The sequence below is a fragment of the Parabacteroides sp. TM07-1AC genome, from assembly GCF_003480915.1.
GTDB lineage: Bacteria > Bacteroidota > Bacteroidia > Bacteroidales > Tannerellaceae > Parabacteroides > Parabacteroides chongii.
Window position 1 is genome coordinate 429,605 of sequence record NZ_QUKD01000003.1, and the last position, 22,567, is coordinate 452,171.

At 44.5% G+C, this 22,567-nt stretch carries 18 protein-coding genes and 1 pseudogene; 7 read left to right on the forward strand and 12 right to left on the reverse strand.

Features of this window, described 5'->3' with window-relative positions; genetic code table 11:
* Positions 1-309 precede the first annotated feature (309 nt).
* The 4 genes from DXD68_RS09420 to DXD68_RS09440 form a co-directional block, all read right to left on the reverse strand.
* Positions 310-1,290, reverse strand: coding sequence for a FecR family protein (locus DXD68_RS09420; protein ID WP_122361388.1), 981 nt, complete (start codon positions 1,288-1,290; stop codon positions 310-312).
* A 430-nt stretch (positions 1,291-1,720) separates the two neighbouring features.
* A complete protein-coding gene (locus tag DXD68_RS09430; protein WP_233577065.1) occupies positions 1,721-2,161 on the reverse strand; it encodes a GNAT family N-acetyltransferase in 441 nt (146 codons plus the stop codon).
* Between the two features lie 30 nt (positions 2,162-2,191).
* Positions 2,192-2,737 carry an RNA polymerase sigma-70 factor gene (locus tag DXD68_RS09435; protein ID WP_122361391.1) on the reverse strand — a complete coding sequence of 182 codons (546 nt, stop codon included), beginning with the start codon at positions 2,735-2,737 and terminating at the stop codon, positions 2,192-2,194.
* A 447-nt stretch (positions 2,738-3,184) separates the two neighbouring features.
* Positions 3,185-6,331 (reverse strand): hypothetical protein, encoded by a 3,147-nt coding sequence (locus DXD68_RS09440; protein ID WP_122361392.1) that lies wholly within the window; start codon positions 6,329-6,331, stop codon positions 3,185-3,187.
* A 92-nt stretch (positions 6,332-6,423) separates the two neighbouring features.
* On the opposite strand from DXD68_RS09440, the gene ribF reads away from it, so the two are divergent.
* The 3 genes from ribF to DXD68_RS09455 all read left to right on the forward strand — a co-directional run bounded on the left by ribF (position 6,424) and on the right by DXD68_RS09455 (position 9,783).
* Positions 6,424-7,350, forward strand: coding sequence for a riboflavin biosynthesis protein RibF (gene ribF / locus DXD68_RS09445; protein WP_122361393.1), 927 nt, complete (start codon positions 6,424-6,426; stop codon positions 7,348-7,350).
* A gap of 98 nt (positions 7,351-7,448) precedes the next feature.
* On the forward strand, positions 7,449-8,498 hold the full coding sequence (locus DXD68_RS09450) for a M20 family metallo-hydrolase (RefSeq protein WP_122361394.1): 1,050 nt from the start codon (positions 7,449-7,451) through the stop codon (positions 8,496-8,498).
* 4 nt (positions 8,499-8,502) lie between these two features.
* Entirely contained in the window at positions 8,503-9,783 is a 1,281-nt protein-coding gene (locus DXD68_RS09455; RefSeq protein WP_122361395.1) for a lipopolysaccharide biosynthesis protein, read from the forward strand.
* Between the two features lie 5 nt (positions 9,784-9,788).
* Here DXD68_RS09455 and DXD68_RS09460 read toward each other — a convergent pair whose 3' ends face one another.
* The gene (locus DXD68_RS09460; protein ID WP_122361396.1) at positions 9,789-11,456 is read right to left on the reverse strand and encodes a nucleoside kinase; all 1,668 of its coding nucleotides are present in this window, start codon (positions 11,454-11,456) and stop codon (positions 9,789-9,791) included.
* Between the two features lie 83 nt (positions 11,457-11,539).
* Here DXD68_RS09460 and DXD68_RS09465 point away from each other — a divergent pair, with 83 nt between their 5' ends.
* Both DXD68_RS09465 and DXD68_RS09470 read left to right on the forward strand, forming a co-directional pair.
* Complete coding sequence (locus DXD68_RS09465; RefSeq protein WP_122361397.1) at positions 11,540-13,231, forward strand: Na/Pi cotransporter family protein; 1,692 nt, start codon at positions 11,540-11,542, stop codon at positions 13,229-13,231.
* 51 nt (positions 13,232-13,282) lie between these two features.
* The gene (locus tag DXD68_RS09470) at positions 13,283-15,088 is read left to right on the forward strand and encodes a Na/Pi cotransporter family protein (RefSeq protein ID WP_122361398.1); all 1,806 of its coding nucleotides are present in this window, start codon (positions 13,283-13,285) and stop codon (positions 15,086-15,088) included.
* 78 nt (positions 15,089-15,166) lie between these two features.
* Here DXD68_RS09470 and DXD68_RS09475 read toward each other — a convergent pair whose 3' ends face one another.
* From DXD68_RS09475 to DXD68_RS09495, 5 genes are all read right to left on the reverse strand, one after another.
* On the reverse strand, positions 15,167-15,376 hold the full coding sequence (locus DXD68_RS09475) for a DUF4248 domain-containing protein (protein ID WP_122361399.1): 210 nt from the start codon (positions 15,374-15,376) through the stop codon (positions 15,167-15,169).
* A gap of 42 nt (positions 15,377-15,418) precedes the next feature.
* The gene (locus tag DXD68_RS09480; RefSeq protein WP_147382989.1) at positions 15,419-15,850 is read right to left on the reverse strand and encodes a hypothetical protein; all 432 of its coding nucleotides are present in this window, start codon (positions 15,848-15,850) and stop codon (positions 15,419-15,421) included.
* An 83-nt stretch (positions 15,851-15,933) separates the two neighbouring features.
* On the reverse strand, positions 15,934-16,341 hold the full coding sequence (locus DXD68_RS09485) for a D-Ala-D-Ala carboxypeptidase family metallohydrolase (RefSeq protein ID WP_122361401.1): 408 nt from the start codon (positions 16,339-16,341) through the stop codon (positions 15,934-15,936).
* Positions 16,342-16,367: 26 nt separating this feature from the next.
* A complete protein-coding gene (locus tag DXD68_RS09490; RefSeq protein ID WP_122361464.1) occupies positions 16,368-16,559 on the reverse strand; it encodes a hypothetical protein in 192 nt (63 codons plus the stop codon).
* A 28-nt stretch (positions 16,560-16,587) separates the two neighbouring features.
* Positions 16,588-17,028 (reverse strand): HU family DNA-binding protein, encoded by a 441-nt coding sequence (locus tag DXD68_RS09495; RefSeq protein ID WP_122361402.1) that lies wholly within the window; start codon positions 17,026-17,028, stop codon positions 16,588-16,590.
* Between the two features lie 186 nt (positions 17,029-17,214).
* On the opposite strand from DXD68_RS09495, the gene DXD68_RS24270 reads away from it, so the two are divergent.
* Together DXD68_RS24270 and DXD68_RS09500 are read left to right on the forward strand one after the other, a co-directional pair.
* Complete coding sequence (locus tag DXD68_RS24270) at positions 17,215-17,373, forward strand: hypothetical protein (RefSeq protein ID WP_199715602.1); 159 nt, start codon at positions 17,215-17,217, stop codon at positions 17,371-17,373.
* A 2-nt stretch (positions 17,374-17,375) separates the two neighbouring features.
* Positions 17,376-17,912, forward strand: coding sequence for a GNAT family N-acetyltransferase (locus DXD68_RS09500; protein ID WP_122361403.1), 537 nt, complete (start codon positions 17,376-17,378; stop codon positions 17,910-17,912).
* A gap of 399 nt (positions 17,913-18,311) precedes the next feature.
* On the opposite strand, the pseudogene DXD68_RS09505 reads toward DXD68_RS09500, so the two are convergent.
* Positions 18,312-18,614 (reverse strand): annotated as a pseudogene (locus DXD68_RS09505) (DNA-binding protein); the annotation flags it as partial.
* A 313-nt stretch (positions 18,615-18,927) separates the two neighbouring features.
* Complete coding sequence (locus DXD68_RS09510; RefSeq protein WP_147382990.1) at positions 18,928-21,840, reverse strand: DUF6383 domain-containing protein; 2,913 nt, start codon at positions 21,838-21,840, stop codon at positions 18,928-18,930.
* Positions 21,841-22,567 lie beyond the last annotated feature (727 nt).

Here is a 22,567-nt window from a genome sequence, read left to right on the forward strand (position 1 = left end):
ATTCTTTGCAGAAACATTCAGTTTCGCAGTCTGTGCATAAGTTGCGGCTACCACCTGCGACAAGCAAATGGCTAGCATTAACACGGTTAATTTCATGATTTTTATAGTCTTTTTGAAGGTTACAAAAACAACTATACGTTGATTATCCATACTTTAATTGTTTTAAGATTAAACACATTTTCCACGGCAATGGAAATTTAATTGAATCACACACAAAAGGAGAATCCGGCAAGATTTACACCTTTTTCTAAATTCTTACATTATCCACTCATTTCATTTGATTTTAGATTAACATTATTCCTTTACTTCTTACTTCTCAGAAATTGTTACATGCCGATCATCTATCTTGTATTTAATCGGAATAGACAGGTTTACAATTTCCATAATATCTTTTATACTTTGTCCCCGATAAAAAGTACCTGTAAATGTACGTTGATTTAAAATCTCGGAGTTTACGGTAAATTGCATGCCATAAACGTGACTTAACCGATCAAGAATTGCCTTCAGGCTTTGTTCATGAAAATAATAATACCCTGTGGTCCAAGAGGTAAATTGTCTGGCATCTACATGAAAAAGTGAAGCTTGTTTCGTATTTCGATTATATATGAGCTGCTGGTTAGGACGCATAATTGTCCGTTCCGGAAAATTCATTGTTTTCAACTGTACTGAACCTTCCAACAATGTGGTTATCACCAATGAATCCAACGGGTAAGCCATCACATTGAATTTTGTTCCCAATGCTTCTATATCTTGTTCTTTGGTCTTTACGATGAAAGGCTTGTCTTTTTGTTTGGCAACATCAAAATAGGCCTCTCCTTCCAGATATACGATACGTTTGTCTTTGCCATAATCTTTGTCATAATGGAAAGTTGTTTTAGAGCCCAAACTGATATGTGTTCCGTCCGGCAGTTCAACAACATCGGCTTCCAGTCCGTCTCCTCCGATATATTTGGAATATAAGCTATTATCTTCTTCATGAAAGAACAAGAAATACATAGAACTGATTGCCACAGCCAAAAGGGCTACGGCAGCATAAGTACTGATTTGATACCAAAGATTGAAGCGGCGGGATTGTGAATTTTTCTTTTTATTTAGTAAACGCCCCCAGCTTTCGCTTGTTTCCAAAGGGGTACTTAAAGGCAGACCTGCATCATACATTGCCTTAATTTCGAAAAATAACTCCTTATTAGAAGCACTCTCGTTCACCCAATTGTAAAAACAGTCTGTTTCTTCCTGGGTAAGATTATTCTGCAAATAACCTATAATTAACTCTGTATGTTCGTTTTCCATGATATCTTCTTTGAATTGCTACCTTTCGGTGACTTAGTCCTTTATGAACTTATAACGAATGGCAGCAAAAAAGTACTCACACAAAAACAAACTTTTTTTAAAATTAAATACGAACGGTTGAAAATGAGGGTGAATACGGAAAGGAGCATACTACAACCGGTAATACCTCTCCGCATTCCCGAAATAAATCTGAAATAACACATCTTCCGGCAAACTGAGGATAAGCGTCCAAACGCCGGGCTATCTCCCGGTAGTCCCATTCCAAGCTGCCCAGGTGGGCACCGGCGAAAGTCAGGCCGGGATAACGTTGCAAGATACGGTCCCGGGCTTCGATCTACTGCTGCCAGGAAGGGATTTCCGGATGCAGCCAGGCATAGTCGCATGAAAGTGAGCGTCTATCTTCGGAAAGTGTTCGAAGTCCATCCTCCGGCTATTTTTTAAACGTCATTTTATAAACGTTGGTCTCTTTAGGTTCAAAGCCGACGGATCGGTACAACTGGTTTGCCGCAACGCGTGTGGGACTGGAGGTCAGCATCAGGATGGAATTGCCGAGCGACTCCACATAACGGATGGCATGTTCTACCAACTTATAACCTAACGCCTTGCCACGAAAACGCTGGTCGACAACCACATCTTCTATCCAGTGCTTCTGCCCGGTAGGAGTTTTATAGGAACCGACCGTCAGCATGCCAGCTATTTCATCTTCATAGGAGATCAGGAAAAGGTGGCTGCTACCGGAGACGATCATCGTTTGCAAGTCGGTATCGGTAAACGAGACCGGGGAGGAAGTCAGCTGAGAAAGAAGCTCATTAATGATACCGACATATGCCGGATCGAATTCTTTCACTTCGAATATCTTCATTCTTTCCATATATAATAGGATTTAAGTAAAGCCCTAGGTTCAAATCAAGGTAAAAAGATAAAAGAAAAGATGCGAACAATGCTTACGGAGATAAAGCAAAGACCTGTACAGCTGGTTCTCAACTGTGCGGACAGAGAGACCCAACTGATCCGCAATCTCGGCCGCTTTCATCCCTTTCAGATAGGAAAGACGGAAAATCTCCTGGTTCCTCTCGGGTAGCTCCGCCACTTTCTTCATCAAAAGATCCAATAGGTCTTTCCGCATGAACAGTTCATCGGACGACTCAAAATAGTCCAGTTCCTCCAGTTTGAGCTGGACGGCCCGGTGATCCAGAATTTCCTGCTCCATATTCGAACGGCGCAGGTGATCGATACAGGCGTTGCGGACAGCAACGTAAAGAATACGTTTCAGATCGGCATCCGGAAGAAGGAAGACTTGTTTGTCCCATAGCTTGAGAAAAACGTCGTGCACAATATCTTCCGCAAAGAAACCCGAGACGAACTTCCCCGCAAAGCGAAGTAACATCGGAGCATATTCAAGATATATGCGCTGATAGCAGTTTGTCGTCTGATCTTTCACTTCCATCTTGCAAACATATAAAATATCAGGTATTATTCCGCAACTTCGCCCGCTTTTAACGCATATTACCCGCTCAAAAAGTTCAGAAGCGGAAGAGTGTCCCCCCGAAGGCAACCTCTGCAGTCCGGCAGATATTTCAGGAGAGTAAGGCAGATATTTTCATTACACCGGCATCTATTTTCGAATACCTGCCGATTTATTTTTCGTCCGACAGGAGTCGAACAGCTGTTCGACTAGGCTCAGACAGCTATCCCACACAGGTCGAACAGCTGTCTGACCTGTGTCAAACAAAGATTATATCGGCACTTAAGAGAAAATACAACGGCATCCGGAAATCTTTTCCCCGGCAGAATGGTAAATACATCCCGGCAAGAGGCAACAGGAAGACACCCGAAGTCGCAAAACAGAAAAAGGGCACAAGCCGATCGCGACCTGTGCCCTTTTTCCATCTCTTTACTTTACAATAAAACTATGTACGGACGGCTCATCGAAAGTGACGGAGTCGATCGCACCCGTTTCGGTATTGAAATAGCGGATCGTGTCCTTCTCCGTATTCTGGACGGTTACCTTCCAGCCGTCGCCTTCCCGGTCGATCGACAGGATATCCGTCGTGTTGCTGCCGGGAGATACGGCCAGGCCGTCGGCACAATGAACGGTTTCGATGTGATAACGTCTTACATCGACCGGGAATTTCTTACCGTTGCAGATAAATGTAGCTTCATGTTTCTGCTCATTACTTTGCCAATCCGTGTTCAACAGATAAATTGTACGACGGTCTTTACTGTCCCAAACCGTAAAACCAACAGACGGGGCGGCTTCGATCCAACCTTTCGAAAGCTCTTCACCGGTCGTTGCCGATGCCAACTCACGCATCGTAGCTTCATACTGGCTTCTCAGGGAAGCCTCCGCCGGATAGACCGTTTGCGGGAAATAGATGATCTTACCCGATCCGAACGGGACTACAGTTTTTGCAGACAACGATTTATAGTTATCACCCAGCATCTCACGAATAACGGCATCATTTACCGGGAATTTCACCGGCTGGTCCGGTTGAAGTTCTGCATTCAGATGAGCAGCTGTCAAAACAAGCGTGCCACCTCCAAATACATAGTTACGGATACGGAGGAAATCGCCCTCCTCAAAACTGTTCCACCCCAGGAAAACCATTGCCTTATATTTATTCATCACATCCTGCGGAGCTTCAATAGGCAAGATATCTACTGTTCCATAAGGCGTAGAAGTAAACCAACCTTTCGGACCGCAACCGTCGACGATATTATCAGGATAAAAGACATTCAGTAAATCAAAACTTTCCGTCGCCTTATTGAACGCCCATTTATCTCCTTTCTGCGACCACAGACTGCCGCGACCGAATGATTTCCAGGCATCGTTTCTTCCCTGGATAACAGCGATATTACTTTTCAGTTCGCCACGGCGGGTATGCGTTTCTATAAAGTCCAGTACACGATGCTGCGCGTACAGATGTTCCTTACCGGACTGGGAATAACGGTCGTTGGCATATTCATCCAGCCACAATGCCTCTTCGGTGTTCATATGGGAAGAGCCGTGCATATAGGCAACTGCCAGCGACATATATAAACGCAGGGAATGCTTCGGATCGGTGAAAGGTCCTGATCCCCACTGCATGGCATGCAAAGTTCCATAGTCCTGTTTGCTATAGGCACGTGAAGCACCACGCAGCGAAGAGAGGATAATTTCTTCCGGACCGTACATCTGTTCGGCTCCCAACCAGTTATAACCTGCCTGATACAAATAGCGGAACATAGTAGACGGTCCCGTATGACGACTGCTCTCTCCCTTGGAGTAACGGAAATTCTCAACCAGTTTACGAGCACCGTCAGCCATATCTTTCACACCCTGCGGGTCATAGTGAATAAATACGCCATGATCGGTATAGATAGGACGATGTTTGGCAAAGATACCGCCATAAGGACGGTTACGGGCAGCCATATCCGAAAAGACTCCCTGATAGAGGAAATGTTGCCAGTAATAATAACCGCCGTCATTTTCATGCGCCTGCTTTCCGCGGAACATGGGAGAAGCCAGTGTTTCCAGATCCGGGTTGATACGTTTTCCTGCCAGCGTACGTCCTTCCACCTGCCAGGCATAAGGGACCTGTAACTTATTCAGCAAACCGGTATAGTGACGAATCACTTCCGGACGGGCCACACGGAAACCGCTCCACTGGTAAGACGGACGGAACTGGTACCAGTTTCCGACACGTTTGGAAATATACCATTTGAAGAAATAATCATACGGCGTATATTCCTTATCGATATAAATTTCATCGCCCGAAGAGATATACACCTCATCCGGTTCTTTTTCTATGATCTGGCGAATCATGACTTCCGCTTTCCGGCTGCCGTCGTCGAAGGTCATCGGAACAGCAGACGCATAATCGCCGGCACGAAATTCCACTACATGCAAACCGGTCTCTTTCAATTCTATTTCCTGAAATGAGGGAATGACTGCAGCCGGAGCCTGTACCTTCAAACGAACATCCGGCTTATTGGTTTCCACCAAAACACCAAAAGCAGCTCCTGCCGTTACATATTCCGGAACGGAGACCACTTCGAAGTCGCGGGCACTCTCCTCGATAATCTCCAGGGAACGGAGTTCATACGGATAAGCAGCCCGGTTATCTTCTTTCAATAAAGTCAGTTTCAAATCCCCTTTCCCCTGTACGGCATCCGGCAGAAGGATATAGAAGTCGGCAATATCGGAAGCTCTGTCGAAAATATTACCTTCGTAAACAGTCGTGCCGTTAAAATCCAGCCTCCAACGCGGCCAGCTCCGGGTAGACAGGTTACAGCCTGTCCAGTAATTATAATCGTCTGTTTTATCGGCAAACTTTGCAAAAGGAATGGAGCATACCTGTTTCTTGTTCTGCGTCAACCTCGGAGCTTCCACCCAGCACTCGCCACTGAAATGCGTGCCACCGATGCGCAGGAAGGCACAGGCTACATTTTCCGGCAGGATAAATTTCTGCGTCACAGACTGAAACTTGCCGGAACCTTCGGGCACCGGAAAATAAAGCAGGGAATCCGGGCGATCATAAATATCGTCTTTGTAGCGTCCCGGCTTTTTATAGAATAACTCGATCTCCACCCCGAAGTCTCCGCCGGATGACACGGACAGATTCTGACGCTTTACGACCGGCAATGTCACCGTCAATTCACCGGGTTTCAGCAAGTCACCCGACAGGCGGTAATAAGCATGCCGCTCGAAGTTATTATCTTCTCCTTTGAAATATAAGGAGTACTTATCCTTCTTCACATGAACGGAATCCAGATTGTCATCGATATAGAACTCCGACCGCCTGAACATTTCTTCGCCTCTTTTCTCAAAAGGTGCCGGCATTTGCACACCGCCGACTACACGAAGGAATTTCCGGACAGGCCACGCTTGTTCTTCAAACGAGATGCTTTCGGTAACACTGCTACCCGGCATCAATACATGGACCTTCCCGCCCGCGGAAGGAGTGAACAGTACCGTTCTTTTCTCTGTCTGCACATCATCGGCAAACACGGAGGATACGGCTAACAATTGACAGATCAGAAGATAAAAGACTTTTTTCATAACTAATATTCAGAGATGTCTGTTAATAAATCAGCTCAAAAGTACAATTAATTTATGTACTTTTGCCATTCCATTGAACGAATAGAAAGAAAATGATCGTTATCAGAGATACGGATTTATTAAAAGGGAAAAGACTGGTCGCCACCATCGGGTTCTTCGATGGAGTCCATTTGGGCCACCGGTTCCTGATCGATGAACTGAAAGGTATTGCCAGGGCTAAAAATCAACCCTCGGCAGTTATCACCTTCCCGGAACACCCACGCGCCGTATTACATTCGGATTATCAGCCGAAATTACTAAATTCATTCGAGGAAAAACTAGAGCAACTGGCAACTACCGGAGTCGATTATTGCATCGTCCTCGATTTTACGATAGAGCTGTCGCGATTGACGGCGCAAGAGTTTATCACTTCCATATTGGCAGAAAAACTCCACACAGATGCGTTACTGATCGGTTACGACCATCGGTTCGGACACGACCGCAAAGACGGTTTCGAGCAATACGTTGTTTATGGTGCCGCCTGCGGAATGGAAGTGCTGAAAGCCTCTCCCTATGACGAAGGGCGTACAGCAGTCAGTTCTTCGGAGATCCGGAAATTATTGACCGACTGCCATGTGGAAGAAGCCGCCCGGTTGCTGACTTATCCCTACAGGCTGCAGGGAACGATCGTAAACGGATATAAAGTCGGGCGCAAACTGGGATTTCCGACCGCCAACATACAGGTGGACGAACCTTTTAAAATTGTTCCGGGAATCGGAGTATATGCCGTCTGGGTGTATCTGAAAGGGAAAAGATATAAAGGAATGTTGTATATCGGCAACCGCCCCACGCTCGATAACGGCGATAATATCACATTGGAAGTGAATATACTGGACTTCTCGGGAGACATCTATAATAATGAAATAACCGTTGCGTTTATATATTATGTACGAGGCGATGTCAAGTTTAACTCGCTGGAAGAACTGATTGAGCAGCTCGGCCGTGATCGGGAGACAGTGGATAAGATATTAATTAGTTGACAGTTGACAAGTGACAGTTGACAGTTATTGGCAAGGAGTAAGTGTTGCCGGTAACTTCAACTGTCAATTGTCAACTGTCAACTGTCAACTATAAAAAAATGTACTACGAAGCAATAGATACTTTAAAAGGGATGATCAGTCGTCCTTCTTTCAGCCGGGATGAAGCTGCTGTAGCCGATTTCCTGCAACAAAGCTGGCAGGCAGCCGGACATACAGTACACCGTAAAGGAAATAACCTGTGGATTGTTTCCCCCGGTTTCGATCTGAATAAGCCGACCCTGTTGCTGAACTCACATATCGATACCGTCAAACCGGCCTCCGGCTGGACAAAAGATCCTTTCCACCCGGAAGAAAGCGAAGACGAAAAGCTATATGGCCTGGGAAGTAATGATGCCGGAGCAAGCGTTGTCTCATTATATGCAGCTTTCTCCCTGCTGACCGGCAAGGAACAGGCATACAATCTGATATTCTTGGCATCCTGCGAAGAAGAAGTATCCGGCAAAAACGGTCTGGAGAGCGTTCTTCCCGACTTACCTCCGATTGCTTTCGCTATTGTCGGCGAACCAACCAAAATGCAACCGGCTGTAGCCGAAAAAGGGCTGATGGTCCTCGACTGTGTTTCCATCGGGAAAGCTGGACATGCCGCCCGGAATGAAGGAATCAACGCGATCACACTGGCGATAAAAGACATTGAATGGTTCAACAACCATCAGTTTCCGGAAAAAAGCGATTTCCTCGGACCGGTAAAGATGAGCGTCACGATCATTCATGCCGGAACGCAGCATAATGTCGTTCCCGACCGCTGTGAATTTACGGTCGATATCCGTACCAACGAGTTCTATCCCAACGAGAAACTGTTTGAACTGATAAAAGAGCAGGTCGGCTGTGAAGTAAAAGCGCGCAGTTTCCGCCTGAACTCGACGCGAACCGACCTCAGCCACCCGTTCGTACAGCGGGCGATCCTGATGGGAAAAGAACCGTTCGGCTCGCCTACGCTAAGCGACCAGGCACTTATGCCGTTCCCGTCCGTCAAGATCGGTCCGGGCAACTCTGCCCGCTCACATGCGGCAGACGAGTACATCGGGCTGTTGGAAATAAGGGAAGCGATCGACACCTATGTACGGTTACTGGACGGACTGAAACTCTAATCGTATGCTGAAAAAGATACTGGGAACAATCGGAACACGCTATCTGATTGCCTTTCTGAACCTGATGCTTATTTTCATAAATGCCAAGGCATTGGGTGTGGAAGGGGTCGGACTGGTGGGCATTCTCCTGGCATCTATCAATATAGCCGTCGTGTTCAACGGAGTGCTTTCCGGCAACACGATTGTCTATTTCATGAACCGGTATTCCCTGCACACCATTTTATTCCCGGCTTATGTATGGCCCTTTATCGGATCAGCGCTGGCGTGTGCGTTCATGCTACTTTTCGGGCTGTTTCCTCCAGCATATCTGACGGATATCTATATACTGTCACTGATCTCTTCTTTCATTACAACCAACGCCCGTTTCCTGCTGGGCAAGGATAAAATTACCGGATTCAATATCACTTATATGCTGCAAAGCGGCCTGCTGTTCTTCATCCTTCTATATTTCTATTATATAGCAGGGAAACAGGAAGTTTCATCTTATATTTACGGATTGTACATCACTTACGGGATTGCCCTTGCCGGCAGCCTGCTTCTCCTTTTCCCCCATCTGATCCGGAAAGAGAATAAACCGGCAGACAAGCCATTCCTTTCCATCCTGAAAGAGATGTTTTCCTATGGTCTTTGGGGAAGTGCCGACAATATAGCCGAAGTGTTGACCACCCGCCTGAACTATTTCCTTATCCAACGCTTTGCCGGTCTGGGCAGTGTCGGTCTGCTGGATGCAGGGACAAAAATATCGGAGAGCGTCTGGCATATCAGCCGGAGTGTCAGTTTTATCGAATACAGCAGTGTGGCGCAAACGACGGATCCCGAAATACAAAAGAGAACGACCCTGAAGCTGTTCAAACTCACTTTCAGCGCAATCGCATCAGCCACCATCTGTATCCTGTTCATTCCGGAATGGATTTATACGGATTATCTGTTCAGTCCCGAATTTACAGGCATGCGAAAAGTCATATTCGGCTTATCCGTTGGGATTGTAGCTTTAGGATGCAACAGCATACTCAGCCATTATTTTATCGGAAGCGGAAAAATACGTTACAGCGCGGTCAGTTCCTGCATCGGACTTCTCACCCTGTCGATAGCGGGCTATATACTGATACCTTTGCACGGCGTTGTCGGGGCAGCCATCAGCTCCAGCATAGCATTCTGCGCCATGCTGGCATTTTCGATGACAGTATTCTGCCGGCAGAACCAGACACGAATAAGCGAGTTCATTCCCGACAAGGAAGATGTCGATGAACTCGCCAGGCGGATACGTCAAAAGCTCTCCCGTTAATTTTCTCAATAACGGAAACTTCCGCCTCCCAGGAACTCACGCAGTAGTGAAGTGCCGGGCAAACCGACATCCGGAATATAATTAAAGTAACGCAGGAAGCGCAACAGGCGATAAGCCTCCGCATTCTCTTCCTCGTCTTCACGCACCTCTGCCAGGATCGGCTCGGCAAACTTACGCAAAGCCGCCAGTTCATAGAGCATGGCACTGTTAAACATCGCATCCGCATTTTCCTGATAAGGGAAAATCCATTTATCTTCTCCCCTTCGCACGCTCGGCCAGCGGGCAATCGTATCTTTGGCAGAATAACCCCGGAAACGGTAGTCACGGATGATACGCCGCAGCAAACGGTTATCCGTAGTCGGTATCCAGTTGTGATTATCCAATGATATGGAAGTAAGTACGGAGACATACACCCGGTACTTATACTTATCATCTATCATGGAGGTCAGCTCCGGATTCAGTGCATGAATACCTTCTATCACCAACACCGAATTTTCACGCATCTTCAGCTTCTTACCTTTATAAACCCGCAGGCCCGTTTCGAAATTGAAACTAGGCACTTCGATCTCCTCGCCCGACAGCAGCTTCTTCATCTCGCTGTTGAAATAAGGCAGATCGAGCGCATAAAGCGACTCAAAGTCATAATCGCCGGATTCATCTTTCGGCGTATCTTCCCTATTCAGGAAATAATCGTCGAGCGAGATACTGACAGGATGAATCAGATTCGTTATCAACTGTACTTCCAGACGTTTACAGAAAGTCGTTTTCCCGGAAGAAGACGGACCGGAGATCAGCACAATACGAACTCCGTCCTGGTAACGCCCGGCTATCTCTTCCGCAATTTTTGCCACCTGCTTTTCCTGCATCGCTTCGGATACCATGATCAGTTCCGATGTATGACCGTTTTCGATGGCACGGTTCAGATCGCCCACATTATTCAGGTCCAGTGTCCGCTGCAAAGTCAGATGCTGTTTATAAGCTTCAAACATCTTGTCCTGTTTAATGGCCGGTTCCAACTCCAGCGGATTCCTTCTTTTCGGAATCTGGAGCAGCACACCGTCAAAATAAGGAACGATATCGAACAATTGGATATAACCGGTGGAAGGCGTCAGACAGCCGTAAAAGAAATTCACATAACCATCCAATTCGTAATAAGAAGTATACGGCATACCCGCCGTTTCGATCAGACGTGCCTTATCGTTCATGCCCCGTTCACGGAAAAGAACGGTTGCATCCACAGTCCGGACCGTTTTATGCAGAAAAGGCAGGTCGGCATCGATAATTTCACGCATTCGCTTCTTTATCTTGTCGATCGTCTCCCCGTCTATCTTCTTTCCGTTATGGATCACACAGTAGTAACCTTTTGAGATCGGATGTTCTAAATTTAATGTAGCGGAGGGCAACACATCGTTAACCGCTTTCGAGAAAATATGGCACAGCGAACGGACATACGTACGAAGTCCGGAAAGCTGCGTATAATCCACGAACTCAATATCTTTCGGATGCCAGCAACGATAATTCAAGCTCTCGACCTTATTGTTCACTTTTGCATTCATCGGACGGTAACGCAGAGGCGCACCGATCATCGTATAAATATCCAATAAAGAAGAACCGATGGGAACCTCTTTATAGGTATTGTTATTTTTGCAATAAATTGTGATTGTTTCAGACATATTATATCAGTTATTATTTGTAGTTTTGCTGCCTAAAGTTAGGAATATTAATCGGATATACTTCCAGGTATAACTATTTTTTGATGGATAATACAATTTTTACCGTACTTAAACTGCTAGGCTCGCTTGCTTTATTAATGTACGGAATGAAAGTGATGAGCGAAGGCCTCCAAAAGCTTACGGGAGACCGACTACGTAATATCCTAGGCGCCATGACTACGAATAGGTTCACCGGACTGCTCACAGGAGCTTTCGTCACAGCCGCCGTACAGTCATCCACCGCTACCACCGTTATGACCGTAAGTTTTGTCAACGCCGGTCTCCTGACTCTAACACAAGCCATCTCCGTCATCATGGGAGCCAACATAGGAACGACAGTCACCGCCTGGGTCATGTCAATCTTCGGTTTCCAGTTCAATATGACAAATGTCATTTATCCCCTCTTCGCATTATCTCTCCCTCTGATATTCTCTAAAAAAAGCGGACGCAAGTCATTCGGTGAATTCGTTTTCGGATTTGCCTTTATGTTTTTAGGGTTAACGACTTTGCGGGAGAACGCCATGCATATGGACCTGGAACACAACCAGGCAATCATTTCATTCATTACCTCCTGCAAGGAATGGGGCATGTTCTCCGTATTGCTGTTCCTGCTGATCGGAAGTGTGATTACAATGGCGGTCCAGTCGTCCGCGGCTGTCATGGCTATTACGTTAATCCTGTGCTCCAGCGGAGTCCTCGACCTGTACCTGGGTATCGCACTGGTGATGGGCGAAAATATCGGAACGACGGTGACCTCCAATATCGCTGCACTCACCGGTAATGCGCAGGCACGAAGGGCGGCATTTGCCCACTTCATATTCAACTTCTTCGGAATCATTTGGGTACTCTGTATCTTCCATCCGTTTATCGATATGGTAAAAGACCTGGTTAATTACGTAGCACCCAATACACCGAAAGAAATTGCCATCACTTACACGCTGTCAGCATTCCATACCGCATTTAACATTTGCAATGTACTGATATTGATATGGTTCATAAAACCTATCGAACGCCTGGTTTGTTTTGTCATCAAATCAAAGCCGGAGGACGAAGAATATCGCCTGCATTACATCACCGGAGGTTTGCTTTCGACGGCTGAATTATCGATCCTGCAAGCCAATAAAGAGATATCTCTTTTTGCAGAACGGACCACACGCATGTTCAACATGGTGAAGGATGCGTTTTATGAAAAGGACGAAGACGCCTTTATGAAAACGTATAACCGGATCGAGAAATACGAGAACATCAGCGACCATATGGAGATCGAGATAGCCAACTACCTGACGCTCGTGGCAGAAGGCCGCCTGAGTTCGGAAAGTAAGGAAGAGATCCGTATCATGCTCCGTGCCGTATCGGAGATAGAAAGTATTGCCGATTCATGTAACAACCTGGCACGCACCATTAAACACCGGAACGAAGGGAAGTCAGACTTTACCGAGAAGCAGAACCACTGCATCGACAAGATGTTCGAACTGGTCACTATGGCACTGCATCAAATGAACTCTATATTGAAAAAGCCGGAATTGACACACGATGACATCAATCCGTCTTACAATATCGAGAACGAAATAAATAATTATCGCAACCTGCTGAAACAACATAATGTGGAAGATATCAATAATAAGCAATACCAGTATCAGGACGGGGTATATTATATGGATATCGTCAGTGAAGCTGAAAAGTTAGGAGATTACGTACTAAATGTTGTCCAGGCCGTTATAGAGAAAAAGATATAATTATGCATACATTCATTATAATCGGATATTTATCCACTTAAATTTACATTAATGGACTATTCTTTTTTTGATTTTCTTACGCTTGTAGGAGCATTAGGTATGTTCCTATACGGAATGAAAGTGATGAGTGAAGGGTTACAGAAAGTCGCGGGGGACAAACTTCGAAGTATCCTCTCGGTAATGACGACAAACCGTTTCACCGGTGTTCTGACCGGTATTTTAATAACAGCACTCATCCAGTCTTCCAGTGCCACAACGGTGATGGTCGTGAGCTTTGTCAACGCAGGCCTTCTGACACTAACCCAATCCATCAGTGTTATCATGGGAGCCAACGTCGGTACAACGGTCACGGCATGGATCATCTCCCTTTTCGGATTCAAGGTCGATATCAGTGTTTTTTCCCTGCCGCTTATCGCTTTATGCATCCCGTTGATATTCTCCGGTAAAAGTAAGCGAAAATCGTGGGGTGAGTTTTTAATGGGTTTCGCCTTTCTGTTTATGGGGCTGTCTTACCTGAAATCATCGGTACCCGACCTGCAGAGCAATCCTGAAATTCTCTCTTTCCTTCAAGATTATACCTCACTGGGATATCCGTCCCTTCTTATTTTCCTGCTTTTAGGAACAATTCTTACCATCATCGTCCAATCATCCAGTGCCACTGTAGCCATCACGCTGATCATGTGTACACAGGGATGGATTCCTTTCGAAATGGCTGCTGCCATGGTATTGGGCGAAAATATAGGAACAACCATTACAGCCAATATTGCTGCCATTTCAGCGAACGTATCCGCCCGTCGTGCAGCTATTGCCCACTTAATGTTCAACGTGTTCGGCGTATGCTGGGTAATGGTATTGTTCTATCCGTTCACCAATATGGTTTCATGGATCGTAACCAACTACGGTCCGGGTGATCCGAATGAAATGACCCAATTTCTGAGCACGCTCGATCCGAAGACGATCTCACTGATCACTTCCAGTGCACAGATCACAGACCCGCACCTGCTGGCGCTTCAAAAACAATTAATGACACTGCAGGTTTCCGTATCATACGGCCTGTCCCTGTTCCATACCATATTCAACATAGCAAACGTATGTATCATGGTCTGGTTCGTGAAATTCTACGTATATGTTTGTTCAGCCCTTATCAAGCCAAAGAATGTAAGCGACGAAGAAGAGTTCCAGCTGAAATACATTCCGTCGGGTATGCTTTCAACTTCCGAGTTGTCATTGATGCAGGCTAAAAAGGAAATTGCCGTATTCGGAGAGCGTACGCAGCGCATGTTCGGCATGGTCAAGGACCTGTTCTATGAAAAGAACGAGGATAACTTCCTGAAAGTATACAGCCGCATCGAGAAATACGAGAACATCAGCGACCGCATGGAAATCGAGATCGCCAATTACCTGACATTCGTTGCTGAAGGCCGCCTGAGCTCGGAAGGTAAAGAAGAGATCCGCATCATGCTCCGTACCGTTACGGAAATAGAAAGTATTGCCGACTCCTGTAACAACCTGGCACGTGGTATCAGACGCCGCAACGAAGGCAAATCTGAGTTCACCGACGAACAGAACCACAACATCGACCAGATGTTCGCCCTGTTGGAAAAGGCGTTGACCCGAATGAATGAAATCCTTCACATGCCGGAAGTCGTACACGATGATATCAACCAGTCTTACAACATTGAAAACGAGATCAACAATTATCGTAATCAGTTGAAGATCCATAATATGGAAGATGTCAACAACAAGAAGTATCACTATCAGGACGGTGTATACTATATGGACCTTGTCGGCGAATCGGAAAAATTGGGTGACTATGTATTAAATGTAGTACAGGCCGTTATCGAGAAGAAGATATAATCGCCTGTAAAATAATAATAACTAAAAAAGCTCTTTCCGGATTCGGGAAGAGCTTTTTTAGGCTTATGGATATAACTCTCAGGGCTCACCAAGATATTCAAAAACGAGCGTTACTTGTTTGGGAGTTAAAATCTTCTGTCCGTTATAGTAGCCGGCATCGACAAGGGCCTGCATGAGCGGTTTGTTATACACGAACCAGCGTTTTAGCTGTACGCCTGCGCTGCGGATACTGCTGTGCGGGAAATACATCACACTCAGCTCTTTGATAGATAATGTTGTTGGTTTCATCTTGACAACAAAGATAGCTAAAAGAATTGAAAATCGGAATGTTTATCGTACTATCTTTAATAGGACCAATCCGGAAAGAATCAGGAGGAGCAATAAGGTTGGGAGCTGCCAGGTTGTCTCTTTCTTTTTTTCCTGCGTTTGTGTGGATAACCGTTCGAGTTGCTCTTCATATTGATAAACAAGTGTCTGCAAGCTGTCGCAGGTAGCTGTGACAAACAAGGTGTCGTGCCGAAAGCGGATTTCGGCTGTCGCCTGTCCGCTTTTTTGTATAAAAGCAGAACCGGCAGGCAGTTCTTTCAGCGTGCCGACCGGGACAGCCAGGGTTGCACGACTTTCGGGAACTTTACCTGTCTGGATGGATAAACGGCTGATTTGCCGCAAGCTATCAGTCTGTTGCCGATATGAGCCGGTTTGTTTACCGACCGAACAGCTTGTAAGAAGTAATATTACAAATGGAAATAAACTGTGTTTCATTGGATAAAATCATATTGTCTGCGAAACTCTGTGCTCTGTCTGCGTAATCTGCGTTCCTTAATATCGACTTTTGACATATTGCCTTACTTGTAAAGTACCTGTTGCCGGTTGAAACCTTCGCGATAGGAAAGATGCAGGAACTTTTTCCGCCGGTAAACGATTGCCTGGTCGAAAGCCAGTCCGGATGCTTGCAAGATTCCCAATAAACCCTCCGGTCCTTCGGTGATATAGCAATCGGCAGCTTCGCCTTTCGTATGCTGCGAATTTTTCACGCCTCCTGCAAGTAAATTGACAGCCTCGTTGCGGTAGCCGCTGGTGATGGCGATGGTTTTGCCATAACGCTCCCGGAGCGGTTGCAACAGATAGCCTGTAAGGTTTTTCAATGCCAGAAGCGCTTGCGGGTTAGGGATGTTTTCAAGCCCCTGTTCGATAGCGATCCGACTGTAAGTAAATTCTTCTAAGGTGAAATTTCTTGATAGTTGGAGATGCATATTTTCTAAATTGGCATATTAGCACATTATTTTTTTGATTTATAGTTATAATCGATCCCGAACAACGCCCCGGCAAAGGTGCTTGTCTCGCCAAAAGCCACCAGTACGCTGTTGTGGATTTCCCCCAGCGGTGCCGTCCAAAAGCCGAAAAATAGAAGCAGGATGCCGGCTGCAGTCAGCAGCACGGCAATCCAAAGTTGTACGCTGTGTTTCTTCACTCTTTCATTGTCAATTATCAATTGCCAATTATTCAATTACCGGTCTGTCGTCCTCTCCGCTTCCGCCGTCCTCTTCTTTCTTTTCGGTTGAAGTGAAGGCGACCAGCTTCTTCGTGTTGCGTAAGGATGCACCGGGCGTAAAGATCACGCGCGCCCCTTTTACATCTGCCTGGGTGAACGACTTTTTGTCGGCAGCTCCCTTGCTGGAGAGTGAGAGGCGGAAATTACCGAACTCGCCCAACTGCACGATACGCCCTGCACGAAGTTCCATGTCGAGGATAAAGTTAAGGTTGTCCAACACCGCTTTTACATCCGCACTGGAAACGGTAGATCGCGCTCCGATCATAATACACAGTGTATCCATGTCGGTGTAACCGTTGTAATCCGGTATCGCGTAAATTTTTTCCTGTGCTGCGCCGCCTTTCAGGTCGGTCACTTTTCTTGTTACTAATTTGTAGCCCTGGGCCATTGTTTAATAAATTGTTTTTAAGGTTGATAATTTGTTGTTTTGTCTGATTGACAATGCAAAGGTACGACGGGGCGCCGGGGCGGAGTTGAGTTGTGTGCAGATGGGTGATAATATGGACAGGTATTCTTCTATATTCAAGAATTAATTCCTATCTTTGCATTACAAAGTATTAATAATTAATATGCTATGGCTCGACCGATTAAAGAAACTCCGGTATTAACCGGCAAAGACGCTAAACGCTTTGCAGAGAAAATGGCAAATCTTGAACCTGAAAGTAAGGAAGAGAAAGAGGCTGCAAAGAAAGTTTACGAGAAGTTCAAAGCCATTGCTTCATTCGTTTTGTAACAATGGCAATTGATGATTACGACTTTCTACCATTAAAAGTAGAAACTGATATAAAACCGTTTAAGAGCAAGGACAGCGACTTAAACGGTTTTTTATTGGATGATGCCAAAAGGTATCTGACAGAACTTATGGCTGTAACTTATTTACTTGAAGACAGGGTAACAGGAGTAACTGTCGCTTATTTCAGCCTGCTAAACGACAAAATAACCTTTGATCCGGAACAGCGCTCCATTTGGAACAGACTGAGTCGTCGTATCGCCAATCCCAAACGAAGGAAACATTACCCGGCAGTGAAAGTAGGTAGATTAGCCATTTCTGAAGCGCATGCAGGACAAGGGCTCGGACGAGATATTATACGTTTAGTCAAGTTTATGTTTACTCACGGAAATAGGACCGGATGTCGTTTCATCACTGTGGATGCCTATCAAAATGCGGTGAGCTTTTATCAAAAATGCGGATTCGATTTCATATCAGAAAAAGACGAAGGAGATGTGACCCGCTCTATGTATTATGACCTGAAAAGGTTTTTGGATGAATGATCCTTCTACCTCTATAATAAAAACAACGAAGCCCCGGAAGAAAACTCTTTCGGGGCTTTGTTGTTGTCTGCTTTATCTCTTCACAGAGATCGAACAGAAGAACTTTATTTCATTACTTTAGTATTAATACTGACTGCTTGTTCGCCCATCGCGGGGTACTTGGCAGGCATACTTCTAGGGTCATGTCAAACCGCTCAGCCAATTAAATTTATTGATTATAAATAATTTGTTGTTTTGTCTGATTGACAATACAAAGGTACAACGGGCAGGAAAGGCGGAGTTGAGTTGTGTGCAGATGGATCGCATTAAATGATCTTTTGCATAATATCCTTTATCTCCAGGTTTAATTTAGAAAAGGCGAACCACTTTTTACCGAGGTCTTTCAGCGAAGCACCGTCGAGTTGCATTCTTGGAGTTGACACGGTAGCCTACAGACAATATGGCATCCAGATTATAAAATCTAGTTTGGTATTTTTGTTTACCATCATTACCCATATATTCCAAAATGGAATATGTGCTTTCTTCATTCAGTTCACCTGAATCATATATATTCTTTAAGTGCTTGGATATAGCAGGTTGCTTCACACCGAACAGCTCGGCTATTTGTACTTGGGTTAACCAAACAGTTTCGTTTTCTACTCTGACTTCCATCTTTAAAGTAGCTTCCGGATAGTAAAAAATGATCTCTCCTTTATTTTTCATAGCTATACGATTTTGTTCGTGGCAAAGTTAAGATTATTATTTATCTGATAGTTGTTTTTAGGAAAAATATATGTCATTTCTGTGTATTAAATAACGAAAGCCCGACGGAATAATCCGCCGGGCTTGTTTTTGCCTGTCGTCACCCTTCACAGGGGTCAGAACAGAAGAACTTTATTTCATTACTTTAGTATTAATACTGATCGCTTGTTCGCCTGTCGCAGGGTAATTATCATGGGGCGCTTCGCGAACCGCCCCTACGATGCGCGGTCATTAACAATTAATTTATTGATTATAAATGTTTCCTATTGTGTCGTTATTTTACGATTGCTTTTACTGCAGCTTCGCCTTCAACGGCTACTACAACTACACCTGCAGGAGCAGCGATTGTAGCTTCAGAAGAAGAAACGACTGTGTTAGCAACCTGCTGGCCAAGTACGTTAGTGATTACAACGTTCTTGCCTTCAGCACCCTTAACGATTACGGCACCGTTAGTTGCAACAACTGATACACCTTCTGTTGCGATACCTTCGTTAGCTGTCGGAATTACATTTTCCAATACTTCCAAATCGAAGATTTCTGCTTCAGCTTCTTCTTTTGTTACAACAGGAATACCGTTGTGGAACTTAACATAACCACGTACTGCTTCATCTTTTACTTCACCTTCGTATTTACCAGCTGGTATTTCATCATCTTCTGTATAATAAGTAGCCGGAGTATAAAGAGTTTCGATAGTGAATGCATCACTCTTAGTATCTACATAACGGAATGCGAAAGAGCAAACTTTGTCAGCAGTATTGTTCAATTCAATCTTATCGCCAGTGCTTGTGATGAACAAAGAGTCTATCACATGTTTAGCCTGAACGAATCCTAAACGATAGTATGTATCACCACTATAGTTCTGGAAAGCGCAATCTTTACGACCTGCATTTACAGAATCCACTAAGTTAACCAAATAACGACCGTCGATGAATCCTTCTGTCGGAATTGCATGTAAGCAATCTTCTTCACCACAGATCGGGCAATACTTACCGGCAGGAACTTTTTCAGCATCTACAGCCAACATGAACTGAGGTCTCCAAGTACCGAATCCGGCAGCTGTGTCAGCATACATAGCAGGATTCTTTTCTGCATACTGCGGATCTAAGAAGTTCTGGATACCTAAGAAACCTTCGATTGCATCGCCCTTAGCATCTTCCAACAGACAACCTGTTTCATACAAAACGTAGTTGTTATCGATGTTACGGAAAATCTTGATTGTATCCAAAGCTTCTGTTGTACCAACTGAACGATACAAGTCAGAGATTGCGTCAGTGATTACGAACAGGTCATTCTGAACGTTTTCATAAGCATCTACATCACCAGTCAATTCGTTAGCATTGTGTGCGCCGTACAATTTATCCAAACCACAGAATGCACCATCAGTAGTTGTCAGATATTTATCATCATCTTCTTTAGATGCGAAATCATCGCCTTCTCTCAAGATGTTAAAGCTTTCGTCGTTCTTGCCTTTCAAGACGATGTTGATCTTAGCATCACCTGTTGCTAACGCCTTCAACTCATAACGTTTGTTTACAGCGTCATAAGACAATGCGTTACCAGCCAAATCGGTGATGTTGTAACGGTACATATTCAATGTATCTTCTTTTGTCACTTCTTCGCCGTCTTTGTCTACACCAACATACGGAGTGAAATGCTTTATTACAGCCAGGTCACTTTCTTTCACCTGAGTGAAACGGAATTCGATAGCCTCTGCAGCATCTTTAGTCCAAGTAATCTTGTTGTCTTTGCCTAAAGTCATATAAGCAGTATCATCCAATGCAACCAGCGGAGTACCGATATTGAATGTCTTAGTGATCAACTGGTCTGCAGTGTATTCGCCACCGAAGTAACCATTGAATTTGTTATCACCCGGAGTACCTACAGCTACGATTGTATAGTTAATAGAACCGTCTGTATACACATCAGCTTTATCTGTCTTGCGAAGAGCTGCAATTTCAACAGTATTACCAGATTCACGGTTCATGAATGTAGCACCACCCTGATACAACCACTGTCCTTCCGGCTGATTCAAAGCAACCTGAGCAACAGGGATGAAGTCTTCACCTTCACAAGCAGGATTGGCAACTTTCTTAGCACCTTCTGCTACACATGTAATGTTCAACAGTTTGTCGCGGAAGATAGCATAATCGATCTTGTTGCTTGAACCGAAACGAACCCAAGTGTTGTCTTTTGAGTCTTTATCGCCTGCCGTAGCTATATAATCAGCAGTACCTTCAGTTCCTTCTACTGCGACTGTCAAATAAGCAGTTCCATCAATAACAGCTACTTCCAATTCGTAGTTTTTGTCTTCACCCAATGCTACAACTTCCAATGGTTCGCCATCTACAGTAGAAGGTTGAGTAATTCGATAAGTAGCAGCTAAGATTTTACCATCTGCTTTTGCTTTATCATAATCTTTCTTTGTCAAAGCGGCAAACTTGTAACCTAAAGTTTTTGCGCCAGTTTCCAATTCACCAGACAAAGTACCCCAAGTTTCTTTGGTCAATACGATGTATTTACCGGCTGCATTCTTCAACATCATGCCATCAGCTGTAAATTCAGCTTTCAGTTGACCTGCAAATTCATTACCTTTCAAAGAATTGTAAGCTTTGAAGCCTTCCCACTGACCTTTGTTCTTATTCCAAACCTGGGCGCCGATAGACATTTCGAATGTCTTTTTGTTGCCGTAATCTATAGCAGGGTTGTTCTCGTTGTCTCCGGGGAATACAACATCAGGAACAGCAGTTACATCACAATACCAAGCAGAAGAACTCAAGCCTCCATTAGGTCCAGCATAACCTCCTACTGTATTCTGAAATATCAACTGATCACTATTACCATTGAATACATTATAAGTTTTTCCATCAACAGTAATAGCCAATGGTTCACCGCTAACTCTATTAATCAATTGATAACCAACCGGAGTTTCAGTTCCATTCACTACTGTTTTGTAAACTTTAATTGTCCACTGGGCATCTTCTCCTTTTGCAGCAGAACAACCATCTGCATTCAAATCCAAGAAAGCAGTACCATCTGTTGCCGGACTAGCTGTATTCACCTGAATGTAATAATATTGCCCTGCAGTTTTACCTTGAATTGCTTCTGCAATCTTCGCTGCATCTGCCGTGCTGAACAATCCACCAGCCAGCAACAAGCCAGCCATAAGCGTAGAAAACTTTTTGTTCATAAACCTTTAAATTTAATATTAATAATAGTGTTAAAATAGTATCGTAATACGTATTTGTTAAAAGGTGTTTAGCAAAATGACTAGTTTAAACGACCCTTTTTTCTCGTCATTTTTAGGTCAAATTCAAGTTTTATACAGAAAAGCGAAGTTTTTATACAAACAATGCTATGTGATTGATAAGAAAGGCTATATATTTGGAAAAATAAATTTGAAAAGAATTGCAAGTTAAAAAACTAGTCGTACCTTTGTGACGAGAAAAAAGGGTCGTTTAAATTAGTCATTCCGTTTTAACATTTCAAACACTTGTAAAACAAGATTTGTACCACAATAAAGCCGCCTATTTCACCCTAAATTTAACATTTACAGCATATTCGGATAAAGATTTGATATACTGCCTATTACCCATTCTTTCATCCGTTTTTTCTTTTTTCAATGTAAACACCTATACGACAATCGTTTATATTTCAAAACCTCTCTTCACCCCGACACCCCGCTGCCAAGACCTCTTGATTTCCGACTCATACACCGGAACACGGAAAACATTCGGCCTGGTTCTTCTTTTCAAACCGGAGCGCCCAGTCGCATTCATAAAAAATTTACAATAACCCCCATTCACCTCCATACCCAATCCGAACGCATTTTAAATTTCTTCCGAATGAAATTTCATTTTCTCTCGGAAGAAATTTTATTTTCTCCCGCAACCCCTTTTTTCACGCTCCGGAAGACC

Excerpts from the sequence above, each read along its gene's own strand:
- DXD68_RS09420 (WP_122361388.1), bottom strand. The coding sequence starts at position 1,290 with ATGGAAAACGAACATACAGAGTTAATTATAGGTTATTTGCAGAATAAT.
- DXD68_RS09455 (WP_122361395.1), top strand. The coding sequence starts at position 8,503 with ATGCTGAAAAAGATACTGGGAACAATCGGAACACGCTATCTGATTGCC.
- DXD68_RS09440 (WP_122361392.1), bottom strand. The coding sequence starts at position 6,331 with ATGAAAAAAGTCTTTTATCTTCTGATCTGTCAATTGTTAGCCGTATCC.
- DXD68_RS09465 (WP_122361397.1), top strand. The coding sequence starts at position 11,540 with ATGGATAATACAATTTTTACCGTACTTAAACTGCTAGGCTCGCTTGCT.
- DXD68_RS24270 (WP_199715602.1), top strand. The coding sequence starts at position 17,215 with ATGGCTCGACCGATTAAAGAAACTCCGGTATTAACCGGCAAAGACGCT.
- DXD68_RS09480 (WP_147382989.1), bottom strand. The coding sequence starts at position 15,850 with ATGAAACACAGTTTATTTCCATTTGTAATATTACTTCTTACAAGCTGT.
- DXD68_RS09510 (WP_147382990.1), bottom strand. The coding sequence starts at position 21,840 with ATGAACAAAAAGTTTTCTACGCTTATGGCTGGCTTGTTGCTGGCTGGT.
- DXD68_RS09500 (WP_122361403.1), top strand. The coding sequence starts at position 17,376 with ATGGCAATTGATGATTACGACTTTCTACCATTAAAAGTAGAAACTGAT.
- DXD68_RS09435 (WP_122361391.1), bottom strand. The coding sequence starts at position 2,737 with ATGGAAGTGAAAGATCAGACGACAAACTGCTATCAGCGCATATATCTT.
- ribF (WP_122361393.1), top strand. The coding sequence starts at position 6,424 with ATGATCGTTATCAGAGATACGGATTTATTAAAAGGGAAAAGACTGGTC.
- DXD68_RS09470 (WP_122361398.1), top strand. The coding sequence starts at position 13,283 with ATGGACTATTCTTTTTTTGATTTTCTTACGCTTGTAGGAGCATTAGGT.
- DXD68_RS09460 (WP_122361396.1), bottom strand. The coding sequence starts at position 11,456 with ATGTCTGAAACAATCACAATTTATTGCAAAAATAACAATACCTATAAA.
- DXD68_RS09495 (WP_122361402.1), bottom strand. The coding sequence starts at position 17,028 with ATGGCCCAGGGCTACAAATTAGTAACAAGAAAAGTGACCGACCTGAAA.
- DXD68_RS09450 (WP_122361394.1), top strand. The coding sequence starts at position 7,449 with ATGTACTACGAAGCAATAGATACTTTAAAAGGGATGATCAGTCGTCCT.
- DXD68_RS09430 (WP_233577065.1), bottom strand. The coding sequence starts at position 2,161 with ATGGAAAGAATGAAGATATTCGAAGTGAAAGAATTCGATCCGGCATAT.
- DXD68_RS09485 (WP_122361401.1), bottom strand. The coding sequence starts at position 16,341 with ATGCATCTCCAACTATCAAGAAATTTCACCTTAGAAGAATTTACTTAC.
- DXD68_RS09475 (WP_122361399.1), bottom strand. The coding sequence starts at position 15,376 with ATGAAACCAACAACATTATCTATCAAAGAGCTGAGTGTGATGTATTTC.